Source organism: Sporichthyaceae bacterium, assembly GCA_036493475.1.
In the GTDB taxonomy this organism is placed as follows: Bacteria; Actinomycetota; Actinomycetes; order Sporichthyales; family Sporichthyaceae; genus DASQPJ01.
In genome coordinates, this window is record DASXPS010000033.1 from 1 (window position 1) to 17,232 (window position 17,232).

Annotated in this window: 19 protein-coding genes; 15 read left to right on the plus strand and 4 right to left on the minus strand. The window is 70.4% G+C overall.

The window, feature by feature from the left end:
- Window positions 1-583: SDR family oxidoreductase (locus tag VGJ14_04075; GenBank protein HEY2831578.1), on the minus strand; the 583-nt coding region annotated here is incomplete at its 3' end.
- A gap of 115 nt (window positions 584-698) precedes the next feature.
- On the opposite strand from VGJ14_04075, the gene mshA reads away from it, so the two are divergent.
- The 3 genes from mshA to VGJ14_04090 are packed head-to-tail and all read left to right on the plus strand — an operon-like array spanning window position 699 to window position 3,259.
- Complete coding sequence (gene mshA, locus VGJ14_04080; GenBank protein HEY2831579.1) at window positions 699-1,988, plus strand: D-inositol-3-phosphate glycosyltransferase; 1,290 nt, start codon at window positions 699-701, stop codon at window positions 1,986-1,988.
- A 2-nt stretch (window positions 1,989-1,990) separates the two neighbouring features.
- On the plus strand, window positions 1,991-2,491 hold the full coding sequence (locus VGJ14_04085) for a YbjN domain-containing protein (protein HEY2831580.1): 501 nt from the start codon (window positions 1,991-1,993) through the stop codon (window positions 2,489-2,491).
- A gap of 9 nt (window positions 2,492-2,500) precedes the next feature.
- On the plus strand, window positions 2,501-3,259 hold the full coding sequence (locus VGJ14_04090; GenBank protein HEY2831581.1) for a phosphoglyceromutase: 759 nt from the start codon (window positions 2,501-2,503) through the stop codon (window positions 3,257-3,259).
- Window positions 3,260-3,278: 19 nt separating this feature from the next.
- On the opposite strand, the gene phoU is transcribed toward VGJ14_04090, so the two are convergent.
- Window positions 3,279-3,971, minus strand: coding sequence for a phosphate signaling complex protein PhoU (gene phoU / locus VGJ14_04095; GenBank protein ID HEY2831582.1), 693 nt, complete (start codon window positions 3,969-3,971; stop codon window positions 3,279-3,281).
- A 151-nt stretch (window positions 3,972-4,122) separates the two neighbouring features.
- Here phoU and VGJ14_04100 point away from each other — a divergent pair, with 151 nt between their 5' ends.
- Both VGJ14_04100 and VGJ14_04105 read left to right on the plus strand, forming a co-directional pair.
- On the plus strand, window positions 4,123-5,325 hold the full coding sequence (locus VGJ14_04100; GenBank protein HEY2831583.1) for an ATP-binding protein: 1,203 nt from the start codon (window positions 4,123-4,125) through the stop codon (window positions 5,323-5,325).
- A 13-nt stretch (window positions 5,326-5,338) separates the two neighbouring features.
- Window positions 5,339-6,019, plus strand: a complete 681-nt coding sequence (locus tag VGJ14_04105; GenBank protein ID HEY2831584.1) for a response regulator transcription factor — start codon at window positions 5,339-5,341, stop codon at window positions 6,017-6,019.
- Between the two features lie 71 nt (window positions 6,020-6,090).
- On the opposite strand, the gene VGJ14_04110 is transcribed toward VGJ14_04105, so the two are convergent.
- Complete coding sequence (locus VGJ14_04110; GenBank protein ID HEY2831585.1) at window positions 6,091-6,633, minus strand: hypothetical protein; 543 nt, start codon at window positions 6,631-6,633, stop codon at window positions 6,091-6,093.
- 46 nt (window positions 6,634-6,679) lie between these two features.
- Window positions 6,680-7,438, minus strand: coding sequence for a hypothetical protein (locus VGJ14_04115; GenBank protein HEY2831586.1), 759 nt, complete (start codon window positions 7,436-7,438; stop codon window positions 6,680-6,682).
- Between the two features lie 197 nt (window positions 7,439-7,635).
- On the opposite strand from VGJ14_04115, the gene VGJ14_04120 reads away from it, so the two are divergent.
- The 10 genes from VGJ14_04120 to VGJ14_04165 all read left to right on the plus strand — a co-directional run.
- Window positions 7,636-8,118, plus strand: a complete 483-nt coding sequence (locus VGJ14_04120) for a CarD family transcriptional regulator (GenBank protein ID HEY2831587.1) — start codon at window positions 7,636-7,638, stop codon at window positions 8,116-8,118.
- Between the two features lie 63 nt (window positions 8,119-8,181).
- Complete coding sequence (gene ispD, locus VGJ14_04125) at window positions 8,182-8,877, plus strand: 2-C-methyl-D-erythritol 4-phosphate cytidylyltransferase (GenBank protein HEY2831588.1); 696 nt, start codon at window positions 8,182-8,184, stop codon at window positions 8,875-8,877.
- Between the two features lie 13 nt (window positions 8,878-8,890).
- Window positions 8,891-9,388, plus strand: coding sequence for a 2-C-methyl-D-erythritol 2,4-cyclodiphosphate synthase (gene ispF, locus VGJ14_04130; protein ID HEY2831589.1), 498 nt, complete (start codon window positions 8,891-8,893; stop codon window positions 9,386-9,388).
- Window positions 9,389-9,527: 139 nt separating this feature from the next.
- Window positions 9,528-12,089: a nitrite reductase large subunit NirB gene (gene nirB, locus VGJ14_04135; protein ID HEY2831590.1), complete on the plus strand. Its 2,562-nt coding sequence runs from the start codon at window positions 9,528-9,530 to the stop codon at window positions 12,087-12,089.
- A gap of 14 nt (window positions 12,090-12,103) precedes the next feature.
- Window positions 12,104-12,436 (plus strand): nitrite reductase small subunit NirD, encoded by a 333-nt coding sequence (gene nirD, locus VGJ14_04140; GenBank protein HEY2831591.1) that lies wholly within the window; start codon window positions 12,104-12,106, stop codon window positions 12,434-12,436.
- Window positions 12,433-13,602, plus strand: coding sequence for a uroporphyrinogen-III synthase (locus tag VGJ14_04145; protein ID HEY2831592.1), 1,170 nt, complete (start codon window positions 12,433-12,435; stop codon window positions 13,600-13,602). The genes nirD and VGJ14_04145 overlap by 4 nt, the downstream gene beginning before the upstream one ends.
- Window position 13,603: 1 nt before the next feature.
- The gene (locus tag VGJ14_04150) at window positions 13,604-14,311 is read left to right on the plus strand and encodes a sirohydrochlorin chelatase (GenBank protein ID HEY2831593.1); all 708 of its coding nucleotides are present in this window, start codon (window positions 13,604-13,606) and stop codon (window positions 14,309-14,311) included.
- 36 nt (window positions 14,312-14,347) lie between these two features.
- Window positions 14,348-15,079 (plus strand): hypothetical protein, encoded by a 732-nt coding sequence (locus VGJ14_04155; protein HEY2831594.1) that lies wholly within the window; start codon window positions 14,348-14,350, stop codon window positions 15,077-15,079.
- 82 nt (window positions 15,080-15,161) lie between these two features.
- Window positions 15,162-16,547, plus strand: coding sequence for a cysteine--tRNA ligase (cysS, locus tag VGJ14_04160; protein ID HEY2831595.1), 1,386 nt, complete (start codon window positions 15,162-15,164; stop codon window positions 16,545-16,547).
- Window positions 16,547-17,232: RNA methyltransferase (locus VGJ14_04165; GenBank protein ID HEY2831596.1), on the plus strand; the 686-nt coding region annotated here is incomplete at its 3' end. The genes cysS and VGJ14_04165, both read left to right, overlap by 1 nt.

Sequence of the window (17,232 nt, forward strand, 5' to 3'; positions counted from 1 at the left end):
GTTCGGCGTCGCCGCGGAACCGATTCAGCGAGAACGTCTCGGTCTTGACCATCCCCGGTGCGATCTCCGTGACGCGCACCGGCTGGTCCCAGAGCTCGAGCCGCAACGTCTCGGCCACCGCCGCGGTGCCGTGCTTCGCGACTGTGTAGCCGGCGCCGCCCTCGTAGACGATGTGACCGGCGGTCGAGCCCATCACCACGATGTGGCCGTTGCCGCTGTCGATGAGCGCCGGGAGCAGGGCCTTGGTCACGCGCGCGACGCCGAGCACGTTCACGTCGTACATCCACTGCCAGTCGTCGAGGTTGGCCTCGCCGACCGGCTCCAGGCCGAGTGCCCCACCAGCGTTGTTGACCAAGACTTGACACTCGGGGACCGCTGCCGCGAGCGCGGCGACCGACGCGTCATCACGAACGTCCAGCTGGACCGCGCGGCCGTCGATCTCCTTGGCGAGCGGCTCCAGTTTGTCCAGGCTGCGCGAGGCACAGACGACCTCGAAGCCCTCAGCAGCGAGGCGGCGAGCGGTGGCAGCGCCGATGCTCACGCTCGCACCGGTCACAACGGCAACAGGTCGGGTCACTGCCACGTCCTCGAGAGTTCGTCGGGATTGTTCGGGCTGTTTTCGTGGTTGTCAGGCCTGGAAGCGTAGACGGCACAGGCGTTCGGGCAGGATGACCGAGGTCCTGAGGCGAGGAGGCGGAGTGGCTGCTGCCACCGTGGTCCGACTTCCCACCGCGAACCAGCCATGGCCGCGGCGGGTGGCGACCATTTCGGTGCACACATCCCCTCTGGACCAGCCCGGCACCGGCGACGCCGGCGGCATGAACGTCTACGTGGTCGAGGTGGCTCGTCGGCTGGCGCAGGCCGGTATCGAGGTCGAGGTCTTCACCCGCACCACCTCCAGCGACCTGCCTCCGGTGGTGGAGCTCGCGCCGGGGCTGTCGGTGCGCCACGTCAGCGCCGGGCCGTTCGAGGGCTTGGCCAAGGAGGACCTGCCGGGTCGGCTGTGCGCGTTCACCGCGGGCGTGCTGCGCGCCGAGGCCACCCGCGAACCGGGCCACTACGACCTGGTGCACTCGCACTATTGGCTGTCCGGTCAGGTGGGCTGGCTGGCCGCGCAGCGCTGGGGCACGCCGCTGGTGCACTCCATGCACACGCTGGCCAAGGTGAAGAATGCGTCGCTGGCCGCCGGCGACGTGGCCGAGCCGCGCAGCCGGGAACTCGGTGAGGCCGATGTGGTGGCGGCCGCGGACCGGCTGATCGCCAACACCGAGGAGGAGGCCGCAGCGCTGGTCGAGCTGTACGCGGCGGATCCGCACCGGGTGGACGTGGTGCCGCCGGGTGTCGACCTGAGCGTCTTTGCGCCCGGCCACCGGACCGCCGCCCGGGCGCAGCTGGGTCTGCCCGCCGACGCGCAGGTGATCCTGTTCGCCGGCCGGCTGCAACCGCTCAAGGCGCCGGACGTGGTGCTGCGTGCGGTGGCCGCGCTGGTCAACGGGGATACCGAGCGCCGGGCGCGCACCGTGCTCGCCGTGGTGGGCGGCCCCAGCGGCAGCGGCCTGGCCGAACCCGAAGCGCTGCAGAAGCTGGCCGGGGAACTGGGCATCAGCGACGTGGTGCGCTTCGCCTCGCCGGTGCCGCAGGGTGAACTGGCGGTGTGGTACCGGGCCGCGGACGTCACCGTGGTGCCCTCGCACTCCGAGTCGTTCGGGCTGGTCGCGGTGGAGTCGCAGGCCTGCGGCACCCCGGTGGTGGCCGCTGCGGTCGGCGGACTGCGCACCGCGGTTGCTGACGGGCAGTCAGGTTTGCTGGTGGTCGGGCACGACCCCGACGACTACGCCGCCGCGGTGCACCGATTGCTCACCGATGAGGTGCTGCACCGGCGGCTGTCCGACGGCGCCGTGCGCCACGCCGCCCGGTTCGACTGGGCGGTGACCGCGCAGGCGGTGCTCGACGTCTACGCCCGCGCGCTGGCGGGCCCGCGGGACTGACGATGGCCCGCGACGCCGCCGCGGCCGGCGAACTGCTGCGTTCCGAACTTGCCGCGGCCGGCCTGGAGTGGCAGAACCCGCGCGACGGCTTCTTCGTCGTCACCCTGCCCGGCACCCGCAAGCTGTCCACCACCTGCTCGCTGGCCGTCGGCGCGCACGCGGTGACCGTCAACGCGTTCGTCGCCCGCCACCCGGACGAGAACCACGCCGAGGTCTACCGCTGGCTGCTCGAGCGCAACGCGCGGATGTACGGGATGTCGTTCACCGTGGATCGCCTCGGCGACATCTACCTGGTCGGGCGCATTTCGCTGTCCGCGCTGAACGCCGAGGAGATCGACCGCATTCTGGGTTGCGTGCTGGAATACGCCGACGGCAGCTTCAACCCGATCCTGGAGCGCGGCTTCGCCACCTCCATCCGCAAGGAGCACGCCTGGCGGGTGGCCCGGGGGGAGTCCACCGCCAACTTGGCGGCGTTCGCGCACCTGCTGGAGCGCGAACCTTAGGCTTTCGCCATGACGACCGATACCACCTACCGACTGCTCCTGCTGCGTCACGGTCAGTCCGAGTGGAACGCCAAGAACCTGTTCACCGGGTGGGTGGACGTCGACATCAACGCCAAGGGCGAGGCCGAGGCCGCGCACGGTGGTCGGCTGATGGCCGAGCGGGACCTGCGCCCCGATGTCGTGCACACCTCGCTGTTGCGCCGGGCCATCCGCACCGCGGAGCTGGCGTTGCACGCCGCGGATCGGCACTGGATTCCGGTGCGCCGGTCCTGGCGGTTGAACGAGCGGCACTACGGCGCGCTGCAGGGCAAGGACAAGAAGGCCACCCTCGAGCAGTTCGGCGAGGAGCAGTTTCTGCGCTGGCGCCGCTCCTACGACACCCCACCGCCCCCGCTACCCGACGGCGACGAGTTCTCCCAGGTCGGCGACCCCCGCTACGCGGCGCTGCCGGACGAGATCGTGCCGCGCACCGAGTGCCTGGCCGACGTGGTGCGCCGGATGCTGCCCTATTGGTACGACGACATCGTGCCGGACCTGCGGGCCGGCGGCCTGGTGCTGGTGGTGGCGCACGGCAACTCGCTGCGGGCGCTGGTCAAGCACCTGGACGGGATGAGCGACGCCGCCGTGGTCGGCCTGAACGTCCCGACCGGCATCCCGCTGTACTACCGCCTGGATGCCTCACTACGCCCGATCGTGTCGGGCGGGGAGTACCTGGACCCGAAGGCGGCCGCCGATGCGGCCGCCGCCGTGGCGGCCCAGGGGCATTGAGGGCCACCCCGGCGGTCGGTCACTGCCCGCCGAGGTGCGGCATGTCCCCGGTGAGGTCCGACTGCGGTTCCGGCCACTCGCCGGTGGCCAGGTAGACCACGCGCCGGGCGACCGAGACCGCGTGATCGGCGAAGCGCTCGTAGTAGCGGGACAGCAGCGTGATGTCGATGGCCGTCTCGGTGTCGTGCGGGGAGTTCCGGTCCAACAACATGGCGAACACCTTGCGGTGCAGGATGTCCATCTCGTCATCGTTGCGGTCCAGTTCCAGGGCCGCGTTCACGTTGCGCGAGGCGATCACCTCGCCGGCCCGGGTGACGATCATCTGGGCCACGTAGTTCATCTCCAGAATCGTGGAGATGAACGCGGTCGGGATCGCCGGGCGCGGGTGGCGCATCCGGGCGACCTTCGCGACGTGCAGGGCCAGGTCGCCCATGCGTTCCAGGTCATCACTCATCCGAAGGCTGGTGACCAGCACCCGCAGATCGGTGGCCACCACCGGCTGCTGCCGGGCGAGCAGGTCGACGATGCGCTCGTCCATCTCGTCGCGCCGCTTGTCGATCATGCGGTCGTGCTCGATGACGCTCTCGGCGAGGTCCAGATCGGCCTCGAGCAAGGCGGTGGTGGCCCGGCTCATGGCGAACCCGACCAGCTGGGTCATCTCGACCAGGCTCTCCCCGATTGCGGCCATCTCGCCGCGGAACGCTTCGCGCATGGCTCTCAGGGTCCTTGGGGCCGGTGAACAGGGACGTGCGAGGGGGTGAACAGTAGCGAACAACGGCCTGCTCAACGGCCTGATGGTGTCCTGCAGGCGGACACGCGACCTACGATCGGCATATGAGTGCCGCGCAGGCAGGGGCCGCCCGGTGGACCTGTCGCTGATCATGCTCGGCATCGCGCTGGGCCTTCTGGTTGGTCTGGCGGCGGGCTTGGCGTATCGCATCAGCGAGCGGTCCATGAATCGCGACCTGCCGGCGACTGCCGAGGACGGGGAGTTGGCGCCGGGCGTCGGCCAGGTGCTGGTGGTGCTGCGCTCGCTGGCCGTCGTGCTGGACGAGCGCGGCAAGGTGGTCAAAGCGAGCCCAGCGGCCTACGCGTTCGGCATCGTGCGCGCGCAGAGTCTGGTGGCCTCCGACCTGGTGCAGTTGGTCGAGGAGGTGCGCCGGGACGGGCGCATCCGTCAGGTGGAGTTGGAGCTGCCCCGCGGGCCGGTGGGCGGCGCGATGCTGCCGGTGAGCGCCCGGGTGGCACCGCTGGGTACCGATCACGTGTTGGTGCTGATCGAGGATCAGACCGACATGAAGCGGCTGGACGCCATCCGCCGCGACTTTGTGGCCAACATCAGCCACGAGCTGAAGACCCCGGTGGGGGCGCTGCGGTTGCTCGCGGAGGCGGTGCAGCACGCCTCGGTGGATCCTGAAGCGGTGGAGCGCTTCTCCGCCCGCATGCACGCCGAGGCGCAACGGCTCTCCCAACTGGTGCAAGAGCTGATCGACCTGTCCCGCCTGGAATCTGACGACCCGTTGAAGGAACCCGAGGCGGTCAGCGTCGACGATGTGGTCGCTGCCGGGCTGGACCGCATCCGGGAGTTGGCCGCGTCCCGGGAGATCGAGCTCCAGATCACCGGGGAGCCCGGGCTGAAGGTCTACGGCAGCGCGGCGCAGGTAGCGATGGCGCTGGGCAACCTGGTGGAGAACGCGGTCAACTACAGCCTGGGCGGCACCACGGTCACCGTGTCGGTGCGCCGGGCGGGCAGCCTGGCCGAGATCGCGGTGGTGGACCAGGGCATCGGCATCCCCTCAGCGGAGCAGGAGCGCATCTTCGAGCGCTTCTACCGGATCGATCCGGCTCGCTCGCGGGTGACCGGGGGCACCGGGCTGGGGCTTTCTATCGTCAAGCACGTGGCGCGTAACCACGGAGGTGACGTGCGGGTGCTCAGTACACCGGGCACCGGCTCCACCTTCACGTTGCGCTTGCCGCTGCTCACCACGGCGTCGGGGCCTGTCCGACGCCCACTTGAGGTCGTCTCCGCTCCTGTGCGGAGGCCAGCAGAACAGAGGTGGACGTGAGGAAGGTGACTGGGTGACGAGACTGCTCGTGGTCGAGGATGAGGAATCGTTCTCCGATGCGCTGTCCTACATGCTGCGCAAGGAGGGTTTCGAGGTCGCGGTGGCCGGTACCGGACCCGACGCGCTGGACGAGTTCGAACGGGGCGGCGCGGACTTGATCCTGTTGGACCTGATGCTGCCGGGTCTGCCCGGCACCGAGGTATGTCGGCAGTTGCGGCTGCGCTCCAACGTGCCGGTGATCATGCTGACCGCGAAGGACAGCGAGATCGACAAGGTGGTCGGGCTGGAGATCGGCGCCGACGACTACGTCACCAAGCCGTTCTCGCATCGGGAACTGGTGGCCCGCATCCGTGCCGTGCTGCGCCGCCAGAGCGAGCTGGACGACACCATCGACGCGGCGCTGGAGGCCGGTCCGGTGCGGATGGACGTGGAACGCCACGTGGTGACGGTGGGCGGTGAGCCGATCGCCCTGCCGCTGAAGGAGTTCGAGCTGCTCGAGCTGCTCTTGCGCAACGCCGGACGGGTACTCACCCGGATGCAATTGATCGACCGAATCTGGGGCGCCGACTACGTGGGGGACACCAAGACCCTCGACGTGCACGTGAAGCGGTTGCGGGCAAAGATCGAACCCGATCCCGCCCTGCCGCGTTACCTGGTCACGGTGCGCGGGTTGGGCTACAAGTTCGAGCCCTGACGGGAACGAACCGACAGCTTGGTGGCCGGCCGGTCGTGGGAGCGACCCGGCCGGCCTTCTTGCTGTGGGCGCTACCGGGGAGTCGCAGTGGCGGACGGCGTGACGCTCGGGGTGGGGGACGGCGTGGTGATCGGCAGCACGTCGGAGTAGAAGTCCGTGCGGTCCACACACGCCACCTGCAGCCGCATGTCGCCCGCGTTGCGGAAATGCAGCACCACGTTGACGAAATCACCCAGCCGTAACGCGGTCGCGTCGGGCACGGTGATCGGCGGGGAGTCATCGACGCCCAGAGTGATCACCTGCCCGGGCTTCAGGTTCAGGTTCGGGTTCAGCGTGACCGTGGGGGAACCCGGCGCGGTGTCGGTCAGGCTGATTGTCTGCAACTGGTCGGTGCGGTTACTGCTATTGATCAGGGTCCCGGCGATGGCGGCGGCCGTGGCCGCCTCCCCCTTGACCAACACGATCGCCCGGGCCAGCACGCCGTGCGTCTGTCCGGCCGCGTTGTCCGCCTGCACGTCGTCGACCTGGGCCCTGAACCCGTCACCACAGCCGGCCAACGGCAGCAGGATGGCGATCAGCGCCGCCGAGGTTCTAGCGCGATGAGAGAGGGTCACGGCAGCCTTTTCCACGCGGTGATTCAGCAGGGAAGCGGCGCTCAGATTACCCGTTGCGGATGACCGCCCCGGCCACCGGCCCATCCGCGCCGGGGCGGGCCACGTTGGGTTGGATCAACGGGGCCAGCAGCAGATCCAGTCCCGGCGGGGTCAGTGGGCCGGGCGCGGCCCGGGTCACCCGCCCGTCCGCGGCGACCAACAGCAAGGTCAACGCCGGTGCCGGCCACACGTGCATCACCGCACCGGCGGGGTCGGACAGGACGTCCGGGTGCTCAAGTACACCGAGCCGATCGGCGGTCAACCGCAGCGTCGGTGTGGCGTTGGGGTCGGTGTCCAACAGGTGCACCGGCAACCGGTACTGCGCGGCCTCAGCGACCAGCACGGACAGCCCGTCGTTGCACTGACAGTCGGCCGGTACCAGGGCGATCACACCGGGCCGTAGATCGCGCAATGCCCGCACGCCGTGTCCGGTGTCCACGGTGATCGCCGGCAGCAGCGGACCAGCTGTGGTCTCGTCGGCCAACGGCAACAGTTCCGGGGCGTTGGCCCGTTTGGGGGAGATCGACATGGCCAGCATGGTGACCAGCAGGACCAGGCCCACGCCGACTACGAAGATGCGGTCCGGTCGCATTCGGTCACGAACGGCCCGGCGCCGTTCCCGGCGATATGCCCGGATGTCGGGGTCGAGTTCGCGGGCGTCGTCGGGGATGTCCACCAGTACCGGAGGCAGGTCCGCCCAACGGGGGTCGTCACGACCCTCGTCTTCATGTCCGCGGCCCGGTTCGGCCGCGCCCGCCGACCCCATTGGACCAGTATCCGCGTTGAACGGCCGGGAGGGTACACCGTCCTTGCTTTGCTGTCTGACCTGCGGGAGTACTGCGGACAGAGGTTTGTCAAGTGCCGTTTCGTGGGTGCCGAGTGGGCCCTGACCTGCGCAAACGTCAAAGGCTCGGCAATATGGCGTGCTATCCTTGAGGCCGGTGAGAAAGGGGAAGTTCACCCATGGCGTTCAAGGTCGGCGAGACGGTGGTGTACCCGCACCACGGAGCGGCACTCATCGAGGCAATCGAAACCAGAAGCATCAAGGGCGTAGACCGCACGTATTTAGTTCTCAAGGTTGCTCAGGGTGACCTGACCGTGCGTGTGCCGTCCGACAACGTGGATCTCGTTGGCGTTCGCGACGTGGTGGGCCAGGACGGTTTGGACCGGGTGTTCGAGGTGCTGCGGGCCCCGCACACCGAGGAGCCGACCAACTGGTCGCGCCGGTACAAGGCCAATCTGGAGAAGCTGGCCTCCGGTGACGTGATCAAGGTGGCCGAGGTTGTCCGCGATCTGTGGCGCCGCGAGCGTGACCGTGGCCTGTCCGCGGGCGAGAAGCGGATGCTGGCCAAGGCGCGTCAGATCCTGGTGAGCGAGCTCGCCCTGGCCGAGAACACCAACGAGGACAAGGCCGAGGCCATCCTCGACGAGGTGCTGGCCAGCTAGTTCGGCCCACTGCCGCGGGCCACAGTCACATCGGGTTTTGGCCGTGGTGCAGAGTTAGCCGCCATGCGAACCGCTGCCGTGGTACCCGCCGCTGGGCGTGGCGAACGGCTGGGTCCCGGCACGCCGAAGGCCCTGCGCGAGCTGGGCGGGGTGCCGATCCTGGTGCACGCGGTGCGGGCGCTGGCGCAGGCCCGCAGTGTGGACTTCGTGGTGGTCGCCGCGCCCCCGGACGAGGTCGGTGCGGTGGCCGCGCTGCTCGCCGACCACGACGTGCCCGCCGAGGTCAGCGTGGTGCCCGGCGGGGCCACCCGGCAGGAATCGGTGCGGCTGGCCGTGGCCACGCTGCCCGAGGCCGTCGAGGTGGTGCTGGTGCACGATGCGGCGCGGCCCCTGGTGCCGGTGGAACTGGTCGACGCGGTCGCCGCGGCGGTCGCCGCCGGGGCGGACGCCGTGGTGCCGGTGCTGCCGTTGGCGGACACCGTCAAGCAGGTGGACGGGGACCTGGTGGTGGCGACCCCGGACCGCACGGCGCTGCGCGCAGTGCAGACCCCGCAGGGCTTCCGGCGCGCGGTGCTCGCCGACGCGCACGCGATGGCCGCGGGTGCCGACGCCACCGACGACGCCGGGCTGGTGGAGGCGCTGGGGCTGCAGGTGCGCACCGTGCCCGGCAGCGCCGAGGCGTTCAAGGTGACCCGCCCGTTGGATCTGCTGCTGGCCGAGGCGCTGCTCGCGCACCGACGCGCGGCCGGAGTGCGTTGATGGGCAGGGTGCGGTGATCCCGCGGGTCGGCATTGGCGTGGACGTCCATGCCTTCGCCGCCGACGGAGAGGGGACGCTGTTTTTGGCCGGCCTGGCCTGGCCGGGGGAACGCGCGCTGACTGGGCACTCCGACGGGGACGCGGCCGCGCACGCCGCGTGCGACGCGCTGTTCTCCGCCGCCGGGCTGGCCGATCTGGGCGCGCAGTTCGGCACCGCGGAACCGGAATGGGCCGGTGCTGCCGGTGTGCTGCTGCTCGCCGAGGCCGCTCGACGGGTGCGCGCGGCGGGCTTTGAGATCGGCAATGTGGCGGTGCAGGTCGTCGGCAACCGCCCTCGGCTGGGGCCGCGTCGCGTCGAGGCCGAGGCGGCGCTGTCCGCGGCCGTGGGCGCGCCGGTCTCGGTCGCGGCGACCAGCACGGACGGGCTGGGCCTGACCGGTCGCGGCGAGGGCATCGCGGCCATCGCCACCGCGGTGATCTGGTCGACCGAGCCCGTGGTGCGGGTGTTGTAACACGGTGCTCACGGCCGGGCCGGCGTCGTGTGAACGGCACTTTTCACAAACGTCTCGAGCTTAAACCGCTCAGAAACCGCGGAGAAACGAGCGCTCCGTAGCTTCGGTGCCACCGAATGGCCCGAGGGGAGCAAGTCACATGGCGCGTCGTTCGCTGCTGGTGCTGGGCCACGGGATGGTCGGGCACAAGTTTGTGACGGCTGCGCTGGAGCGCGGGCTGACCGGCGAGTGGGACATCACGATCCTGGGCGAGGAACCGCGACCCGCCTACGACCGCGTCGGGTTGTCCTACTACTTCGCGGGCGCCTCGGCCGAGGATCTCTCGCTGCTGCCCGACGGGCACTATGCCGAGGCGGCGGTCACCCTGGAGTTGCAGGCGAGGGCCGTTGGGATCGACCGGGAGTTGCGCACCGTCACGTTGGCGGACGGGCGGGTGTTCGGCTACGACGCCCTGGTGTTGGCCACCGGTTCCTACCCGTTCGTGCCGCCGGTGCCCGGCCGGGAGGCGGAGAACTGTTTCGTCTACCGCACCATCGAGGACCTGGAGGCGATCCGCAAGGCGGCCGCGGACGCGACCACCGGTGTGGTCATCGGCGGCGGCCTGCTCGGCCTGGAGGCGGCCAACGCGCTGCTCAACCTGGGGCTGACCACGCACGTGGTGGAAATGGCCCCGCGGCTGATGCCGCTTCAGGTGGACCCCGGTGGCGGGGACATGTTGGCCCGGCACATCGAGGCCCTCGGCGTGCACCTGCACCTCGGGGCGAGCACCGAGGAGATCGTTGCCGACGAACGCGGCCGGGTGGCTCAGCTGCGGCTGGTCGGCCGCGACCCGCTGGACGTCGGGGTGCTGGTGTTCTCCGCGGGCATCCGTCCGCGCGACGAACTGGCCCGTGAGTGCGGCCTGGCGATCGGTGAGCGCGGCGGCGTGGTGGTCGACGAACGGTGCCGGACCAGCGACGCGGCCATCTACGCCATCGGTGAGGTGGCCTGCGCAGGCGGTCGTGTCTACGGACTGGTGGCGCCCGGCTACGCGATGGCCGACACGGTCGCAACGTGTCTGGCCGGCGGCGAGGGCACCTTCACCGGCGCGGACATGTCCACCAAGCTCAAGCTGCTCGGCGTCGACGTGGCCAGCTTCGGTGACGCGTTTGCCACCACCAAGGGCTCCCTGGAGCTGACCTACGCAGACGCGGTTTCCCGTGTCTACAAGAAACTCGTGGTCTCCGACGACGGCAGCCGGTTGCTGGGCGGCATCCTGGTCGGTGACGCCTCGGCATACCTGACGCTGCGTCCGATGGTGACCGCCGGGCTACCGCTGCCGCCGGACCCGCAGGACCTGATCCTGCCCGCGCGTTCCGGTGCGCCCGGCGGCGTGGGGCCGGTGGGGTTGCCCGACGAGGCCACCATCTGCTCCTGCGAGAACGTGGACAAGGGCAGCATCGTCGCCGCTATCGGCGGTGGCGCCTGCACGATGGCCGAGGTCAAGGGTGCCACCAAGGCGGGCACCGGTTGTGGCTCCTGCGTGCCGCTGCTCAAGCAGTTGTTGGATCATGAGCTGGCCAAGGCCGGCGTCACGGTCAGCAAGGCGATCTGCGAGCACTTCGCCTACAGCCGCGCGGAACTGTTCGACATCGTGCGGGTCACCGGCGCCACCACCTTCGGTGAGGTGGTCTCCTCGCACGGCATGGGCCGCGGTTGCGACATCTGCAAGCCGGTTCTGGCCTCGATCCTGGCCAGCCAGCACAACGAGCATGTGCTGGACGGCGAACGGGCCGCGCTGCAGGACACCAACGACCGGTTGCTGGCCAATATGCAACGCAACGGCACCTACTCGGTGGTGCCACGAATCCCCGGCGGCGAGATCACCCCGGACGGGCTGATCGCGATCGGAGCAGTGGCCAAGGAGTTCGGGCTGTACACGAAGATCACCGGTGGGCAACGCATCGACCTGTTCGGTGCCCGCGCCGAACAATTGCCGCTGATCTGGCAGCGGCTCGTCGCGGCCGGTTTCGAGTCCGGACATGCCTACGGCAAGGCGTTGCGCACGGTGAAGTCGTGCGTGGGGAGCACCTGGTGTCGCTACGGGGTGCAGGATTCGGTTGGCATGGCGGTGGCGCTGGAACTGCGCTACCGCGGGCTGCGTGCCCCGCACAAGCTGAAGTCCGCGGTGTCCGGCTGCGCCCGCGAGTGCGCGGAGGCACGCGGCAAGGACTTCGGCATCATCGCCACCGAGAAGGGCTGGAACCTCTATGTCGGCGGCAACGGGGGCGCGACTCCCAGGCACGCCGTCGAGTTGGCCCGCGACCTCGATGACGCGGCGCTGATCCGCCTCATCGACCGGTTCCTGATGTTCTACATTCGCACCGCCGAGCGGCTACAGCGCACCGCACCGTGGCTGGAGTCGCTGGACGGCGGCATCGACTACCTCGAGGCGGTTCTGGTCGAGGACTCCCTCGGGATCTGCGCGGATCTCGATGCCGACATGGCCCGCCACGTGGCCGGCTACGCCGACGAATGGGCCGCGACCCTGGCCGACCCGGACAAGCTCAAGCGGTTCGTGTCCTTCGTCAACGCCCCCGGTGTGCCCGATCCGAGCATCGTCTTCGTCGAGGAGCGCGCCCAGATCCGCCCGGCTCGGGCCGACGAACTCGGCCAACCGCAGCTCATCGCCGGGCGGAACTTGCGGATCGGGGCGGCGTGATGAATGACCTTGCGATGCGCACTGAGTGGGTCGATGTCATCGCGCTGGCCGAGCTGCAGGTCGAACTCGGGGTGCCGGCCTTGATCAACGGCCACGCGGTGGCCGTGTTCCGCACCTGGGACGGCGGGGTTTTCGCGGTGTCCAACCTCGACCCGCGCACCGGAGCCTCAGTGATCGCCCGTGGCATCGTGGGTAGTCGCGGGGAGGTGCCCACCGTGGCCTCGCCGCTCTACAAGGACGTGTTCGATCTGCGCACCGGGACATGTCTGGACGACCCGGCCAAGCGCCTCGCCCCGTTCGAGGTGCGGATCCTCGACGGCGTCGTGCAGGTCAAAGGGCACGGATGACCGCGGTCGTGGACGGCCGGGTTCCCGACCAACGGGTGGAGGCGGTGGTGGGCGACGAGCCGTACACCCCGCTGACCGGGTTTTCCGTCGCGGTGACCGCGTGCCGGCGCCGTGAAGAATTGTCCGCATTGCTCGAACGGCGCGGTGCGCGCGTCATCCTCGCGCCCGCGGTCTCGGTACGTCCGCTCACCGATGACCGGGCGCTGTTGGAGGCGACCAGGGCGTGCCTGGCCCAGCCACCGACCATCGTCATCGCCACCACCGGCGTCGGGTTCCGCGGCTGGATCGAGGCGGCGGACGGCTGGGGACTCGGCGAGTCGCTGCGCGACGTGCTCACCAAGGCCGACGTGTTCGCTCGCGGTCCGAAGGCGATGGGCGCGATCCGGGCGGCGGGATTGCGGGAGTCGTGGTCGCCGGTATCCGAATCGCTGCGCGAGGTGCTCGACCACCTGCGCGCGGAGGGTGTGGGCGGCGTGCGCATCGCGGTGCAGTTGCACGGCGATCCCGAACCGGAGTTGGTGGACGGGCTGCTCGCGGCCGGCGCCGATGTGGTGGCGGTGCCGGTGTACCGGTGGGCCCCGCCGGATGACATCGGGCCGGTGATGCGGTTGGTGGACCTGGTGGCCACCCGCAACGTCGACGCGGTGGCGTTCACCAGTAAGCCCGCGGTGGCCGCGGTGCTGCGGGTGGCCGAGCAGATGGGTCGACGGGACGCGGTGATCGCGGCGTTCCGGGGGGACGTGGTGCCCGCGTGCGTCGGCGCTGTCACGGCTGAACCGTTGACCGCATTGGGCGTGCGCACGCTGCAGCCCGAGCGGCCACGGTTGGGCGCATTGGTCCGGGCGATCGCCGAGGAGTTGCCCGCCCGGCGGCCGTCCGGGCTGCTGATCGGGGGCCGGTCGGTGGAGATCCGCGGGCACGCCGTGCTGGTCGAGGGGCGGCTCGTGGAGTTGCCGCCCGCGCCGATGGCGGTGCTGCGGGCACTGGCCGAGCAGCCGGGCCGGGTGATGTCCCGGGCCCAGTTGGTGCCGCGGCTGCCGAGCGGAGATGCCGCCAGTGAGCACGCGGTGGAGATGGCTGTCACCCGACTACGCGCGGCGCTGGGAACGGGGCAGTTCATCCAGACCGTGGTGAAGCGCGGATATCGGCTGCGCGTGGACGGCTGACATGGCGTCAGATCCGGTACTGGTCGCGGTGGCGCACGGCAGTCGGCGCCCGGCGGCGCAGGACGACGTGCGCACATTGCTGGCCGCCGTGCGGGCGGCCCGGCCGGGATTGGCGGTGCGCGAGGCCTACATCGAGTTGGCCGAACCGTCGTTGCCGGAGGTGCTGCGTTCCGAACCGGGCGCCGCGGTGGTGGTGCCGTTGCTGCTCGGCAGCGGCTATCACATCGCCCACGACGTGGCCGGGGTGGCGGCGGCCTACCGGGACGTGCCCTGCGCGGCCGCGCTCGGGCCGGACCCGTTGCTCGCCGAGGCATTGGCCGATCGGTTGTCGACCGCCGAGGCCGGTGAGCCCTCGGACGGTCCGATAGTGCTGGCCGCGGCCGGGTCCTCCGACCCGCGCTCGCACGCCGACACCGAGACGATGGCGGGGATGCTCGCGATGCGGTTGGGCCGCCCGGTGGTACCGGCCTACAACTGCTCCGCGCGGCCCGGCGTGCGCGACACCGTGGCCGCGCTGCGGGGGCGGCGCTACCGGCGGATCTCGGTGGTTGGTTACCTGTTGTGGCCGGGACGGTTCGCCGCCGAGGTGGCAGCGTGCGGCGCGGACGTGGTGAGCGGCCCGATCGGTCTGCACCCCGCGCTGGTGCGGTTGGTGTTGTCCCGTTACGACCTGGCCCGGGTGGCCGCCGTGCAATCGCGGGTCGCCTGAGGCGAACGTTTCGCTCGCCGGTGACGTCCAAGGCGGGTGAGATCTCTTCGCACGTTCGTCGTCGCGGCCGCGGCCGGGTTGTTGTCCGCGTGTGGCCCCGGAAGTTCGGTGGTGCTGGAATCCCCGGCGCCGTCCAGCACCGCCACGCCAGCCACGACCACGGCGCCGGGTGTGGCAACCGCGCACCGCGACGAGGCCGCGTCGGACGTCCAGACCTGTATTCACCGGTTCGACTACATCCCGCCGGTCACCTCCGATACCGCGACCTGGAAGGGGTGGTACCGCAGTGGGTCGCAGGACATGCTGGACGCCGTGGCGAATGCCGCGGCCGATCACTTCCGGGCGATCGAGATCGCCTCGACGGACGGGGTACGTCGGGGGTTCGTGGCCGTCGGGGGTGATCCGGTGGACAAGCGCGCGATTGTCTTGGTCGATCCCGCCCTGGTCGACATCGCGGCTTTACAGCGAGAGTTGACGGCGGTCGTGCAGCGAGAGCATCGGGCGCAGCCGAATCAAGCCGTGCTCCCGGTATCGGTGTTGCCCAGTTGCTTCGGTGGTCCGGCGCTGGCCGATGCCCGTGAGGCGGTCGAGAAGGAGATCTTCCACAATCCGGCTGTGCACTACCCCTCGACCTCGGGGGTCTATCTGGATTCACGACAGCCGGTGACGGTCGGCACGGCCGACCACGCCGTGGGTGAGCGTCTGCAACGCAAATACGGGCCGATCATCAAGATCACCTACAGCGACGAACACGGCGTTCCGGCCTGAGACAACTTCGGTCGGTCCCTCCCGCGACCGACCCGGCCTCGCTGCGGTCGGGACAACGCCCGCGCGCCGGTAGGCTTGGCCGGTGAGTCTCCGCCTGCACGACACTGCCGCTCGCGCTGTGCGGGAGTTCGTGCCCGTTGAGCCGGGCCGGGTGTCGATCTACCTGTGCGGGGCCACCGTGCAGGCCCCGCCGCACATCGGGCACATCCGGTCCGGGGTCAATTTCGACGTGTTGCGCCGGTGGCTGGAGTACCGCGGGTACGCGGTGACCTTTGTGCGCAACGTCACCGACATTGATGACAAGATCCTGGCCCGCGGGGCCGACGAGGGTGTGCCGTATTGGGTGGTTGCCGCGCGCAACGAGCGGGCGTTCTCCGCGGCGTATGCGGCGCTGGGCTGTCTGCCGCCGACCGTCGAGCCGCGGGCGACCGGGCACGTGCCGGAGATGATCGAACTGATGCACCGTCTGATCGAGCGCGATGCGGCCTACCCGGCCGGCGGCGACGTGTACTTCAGCGTCGGGGCGTTCGCCGACTACGGCGCGTTGTCCGGGCAGCGCCCGGATGCCATGCAGCCCGCGGCGGACACCGACGTGGAGACACACAAACGCGACCCGCGCGATTTCGCACTGTGGAAGGCGGCCAAGCCCGGGGAGCCGTACTGGGAGACGCCGTGGGGGCGCGGCCGACCCGGCTGGCACCTGGAGTGCTCGGCGATGGCGGGCACGTACCTGGGCGACCGTTTCGACATCCACGGCGGCGGTCTGGACCTGGTGTTCCCGCACCACGAGAACGAGATCGCGCAGTCCAAGGCCGCGGGAGAACAATTCGCCGACTACTGGCTGCACAACGCCTGGGTGACCATGTCCGGGGAGAAGATGAGCAAGTCGCTGGGCAACTCGCTGCTGGTCTCGGAGATGGTGCGTCGGGTACGCCCGATCGAGCTGCGTTACTTTTTGGCCGCCCCGCACTACCGCTCGATGGTGGAGTACTCCGAGGAGGCCCTGGTCGAGGCGGGCAGCGCGTTCGGCCGCATCGAGACGTTCCTGCGCAACGCCATCGACCTGCTCGGCCCGGTCGAGCCGGGCCCGGTGCCGGAGGCGTTCGCCGAAGCGATGGACGACGACCTGGGCACCCCGGCCGCAATCGGGGTGGTGCACACCACGGTGCGCGAGGGCAACACGGCACTGGCCGCCGGCGACAAGGATGTGGCCGCCGCCCGCGCCGCGGAGGTACGCGGCATGCTCGGCGTCCTTGGCCTGGATCCGGCCTGCGCGCCGTGGGTGTCCACCGGTGGGGCGGACCTACTGGGAGTGGTGGACCGATTGGTGCAAGAGTTGTTGACGCAGCGTCAGACCGCGCGGGAGCGCAAGGACTTCGCCGCCGCCGACGCGATCCGGGATGGATTGCGGGACGCGGGTGTGGTGGTCGAGGACACCCCGGCCGGACCGCGTTGGACGGTGCGCTGATGGCCGGCAACAGTCGTCGGCAGGGTGCTACCCGCAACCCCGGCAGCAAGAAGGGTTCCACCGTCGGCTCGGGCGGCAACAAGGCCCGCGCCCTGTCCGGCAAGGGTCCGACGCCCAAGGCCACCGAGCGCACCGGGCACCCCGCGGCACGTCGGGCCGCGGCCGCGCGCCGTGATGCCCCGTCAGGTCGGTCGGCCAAGGCGCCGTCCCGGGCCGGGAAGGACGCGAACGAGATCGTGGTCGGGCGCAACTCGGTGCTCGAGGCCCTGCAGGCGGGCATTCCCGCCTCGCTGTTACACGTCGCCGAGCGCATCGAGTCCGACGATCGAGTGCGTGCGGTTCTCAAGCTGTGTGCCGAGGCCGGGGTGCCGATGTTGGAGGCCCCGCGGCCCGAGCTGGATCGGATCACCGGACGCGCCCTGCACCAGGGCCTGGCGTTGCAGGTACCGCCGTATGACTACGCGCACCCCGACGACCTGCTGCAGCGGGCGGCCCGGGCGCGGCAGAACCCGCTGGTGGTCGCGCTGGACGGGGTGACCGACCCGCGCAATCTCGGCGCGGTGCTGCGCTCGGCCGAGGCCTTCGGCGGTCACGGGGTGCTGGTGCCCGAGCGCCGCGCCGCCGGCATGACCGCCGGCGCCTGGAAGGCCGCGGCGGGTTCGGCGGCCCGATTGCCGGTGGCCCG

Coding starts and splice junctions, on each gene's coding strand:
- nirD (HEY2831591.1), top strand. CDS start 12,104: ATGCGCACTGAGTGGGTCGATGTCATCGCGCTGGCCGAGCTGCAGGTC.
- VGJ14_04120 (HEY2831587.1), top strand. CDS start 7,636: ATGGCGTTCAAGGTCGGCGAGACGGTGGTGTACCCGCACCACGGAGCG.
- ispD (HEY2831588.1), top strand. CDS start 8,182: ATGCGAACCGCTGCCGTGGTACCCGCCGCTGGGCGTGGCGAACGGCTG.
- VGJ14_04085 (HEY2831580.1), top strand. CDS start 1,991: ATGGCCCGCGACGCCGCCGCGGCCGGCGAACTGCTGCGTTCCGAACTT.
- VGJ14_04145 (HEY2831592.1), top strand. CDS start 12,433: ATGACCGCGGTCGTGGACGGCCGGGTTCCCGACCAACGGGTGGAGGCG.
- VGJ14_04150 (HEY2831593.1), top strand. CDS start 13,604: ATGGCGTCAGATCCGGTACTGGTCGCGGTGGCGCACGGCAGTCGGCGC.
- phoU (HEY2831582.1), bottom strand. CDS start 3,971: ATGCGCGAAGCGTTCCGCGGCGAGATGGCCGCAATCGGGGAGAGCCTG.
- VGJ14_04115 (HEY2831586.1), bottom strand. CDS start 7,438: ATGGGGTCGGCGGGCGCGGCCGAACCGGGCCGCGGACATGAAGACGAG.
- nirB (HEY2831590.1), top strand. CDS start 9,528: ATGGCGCGTCGTTCGCTGCTGGTGCTGGGCCACGGGATGGTCGGGCAC.
- VGJ14_04090 (HEY2831581.1), top strand. CDS start 2,501: ATGACGACCGATACCACCTACCGACTGCTCCTGCTGCGTCACGGTCAG.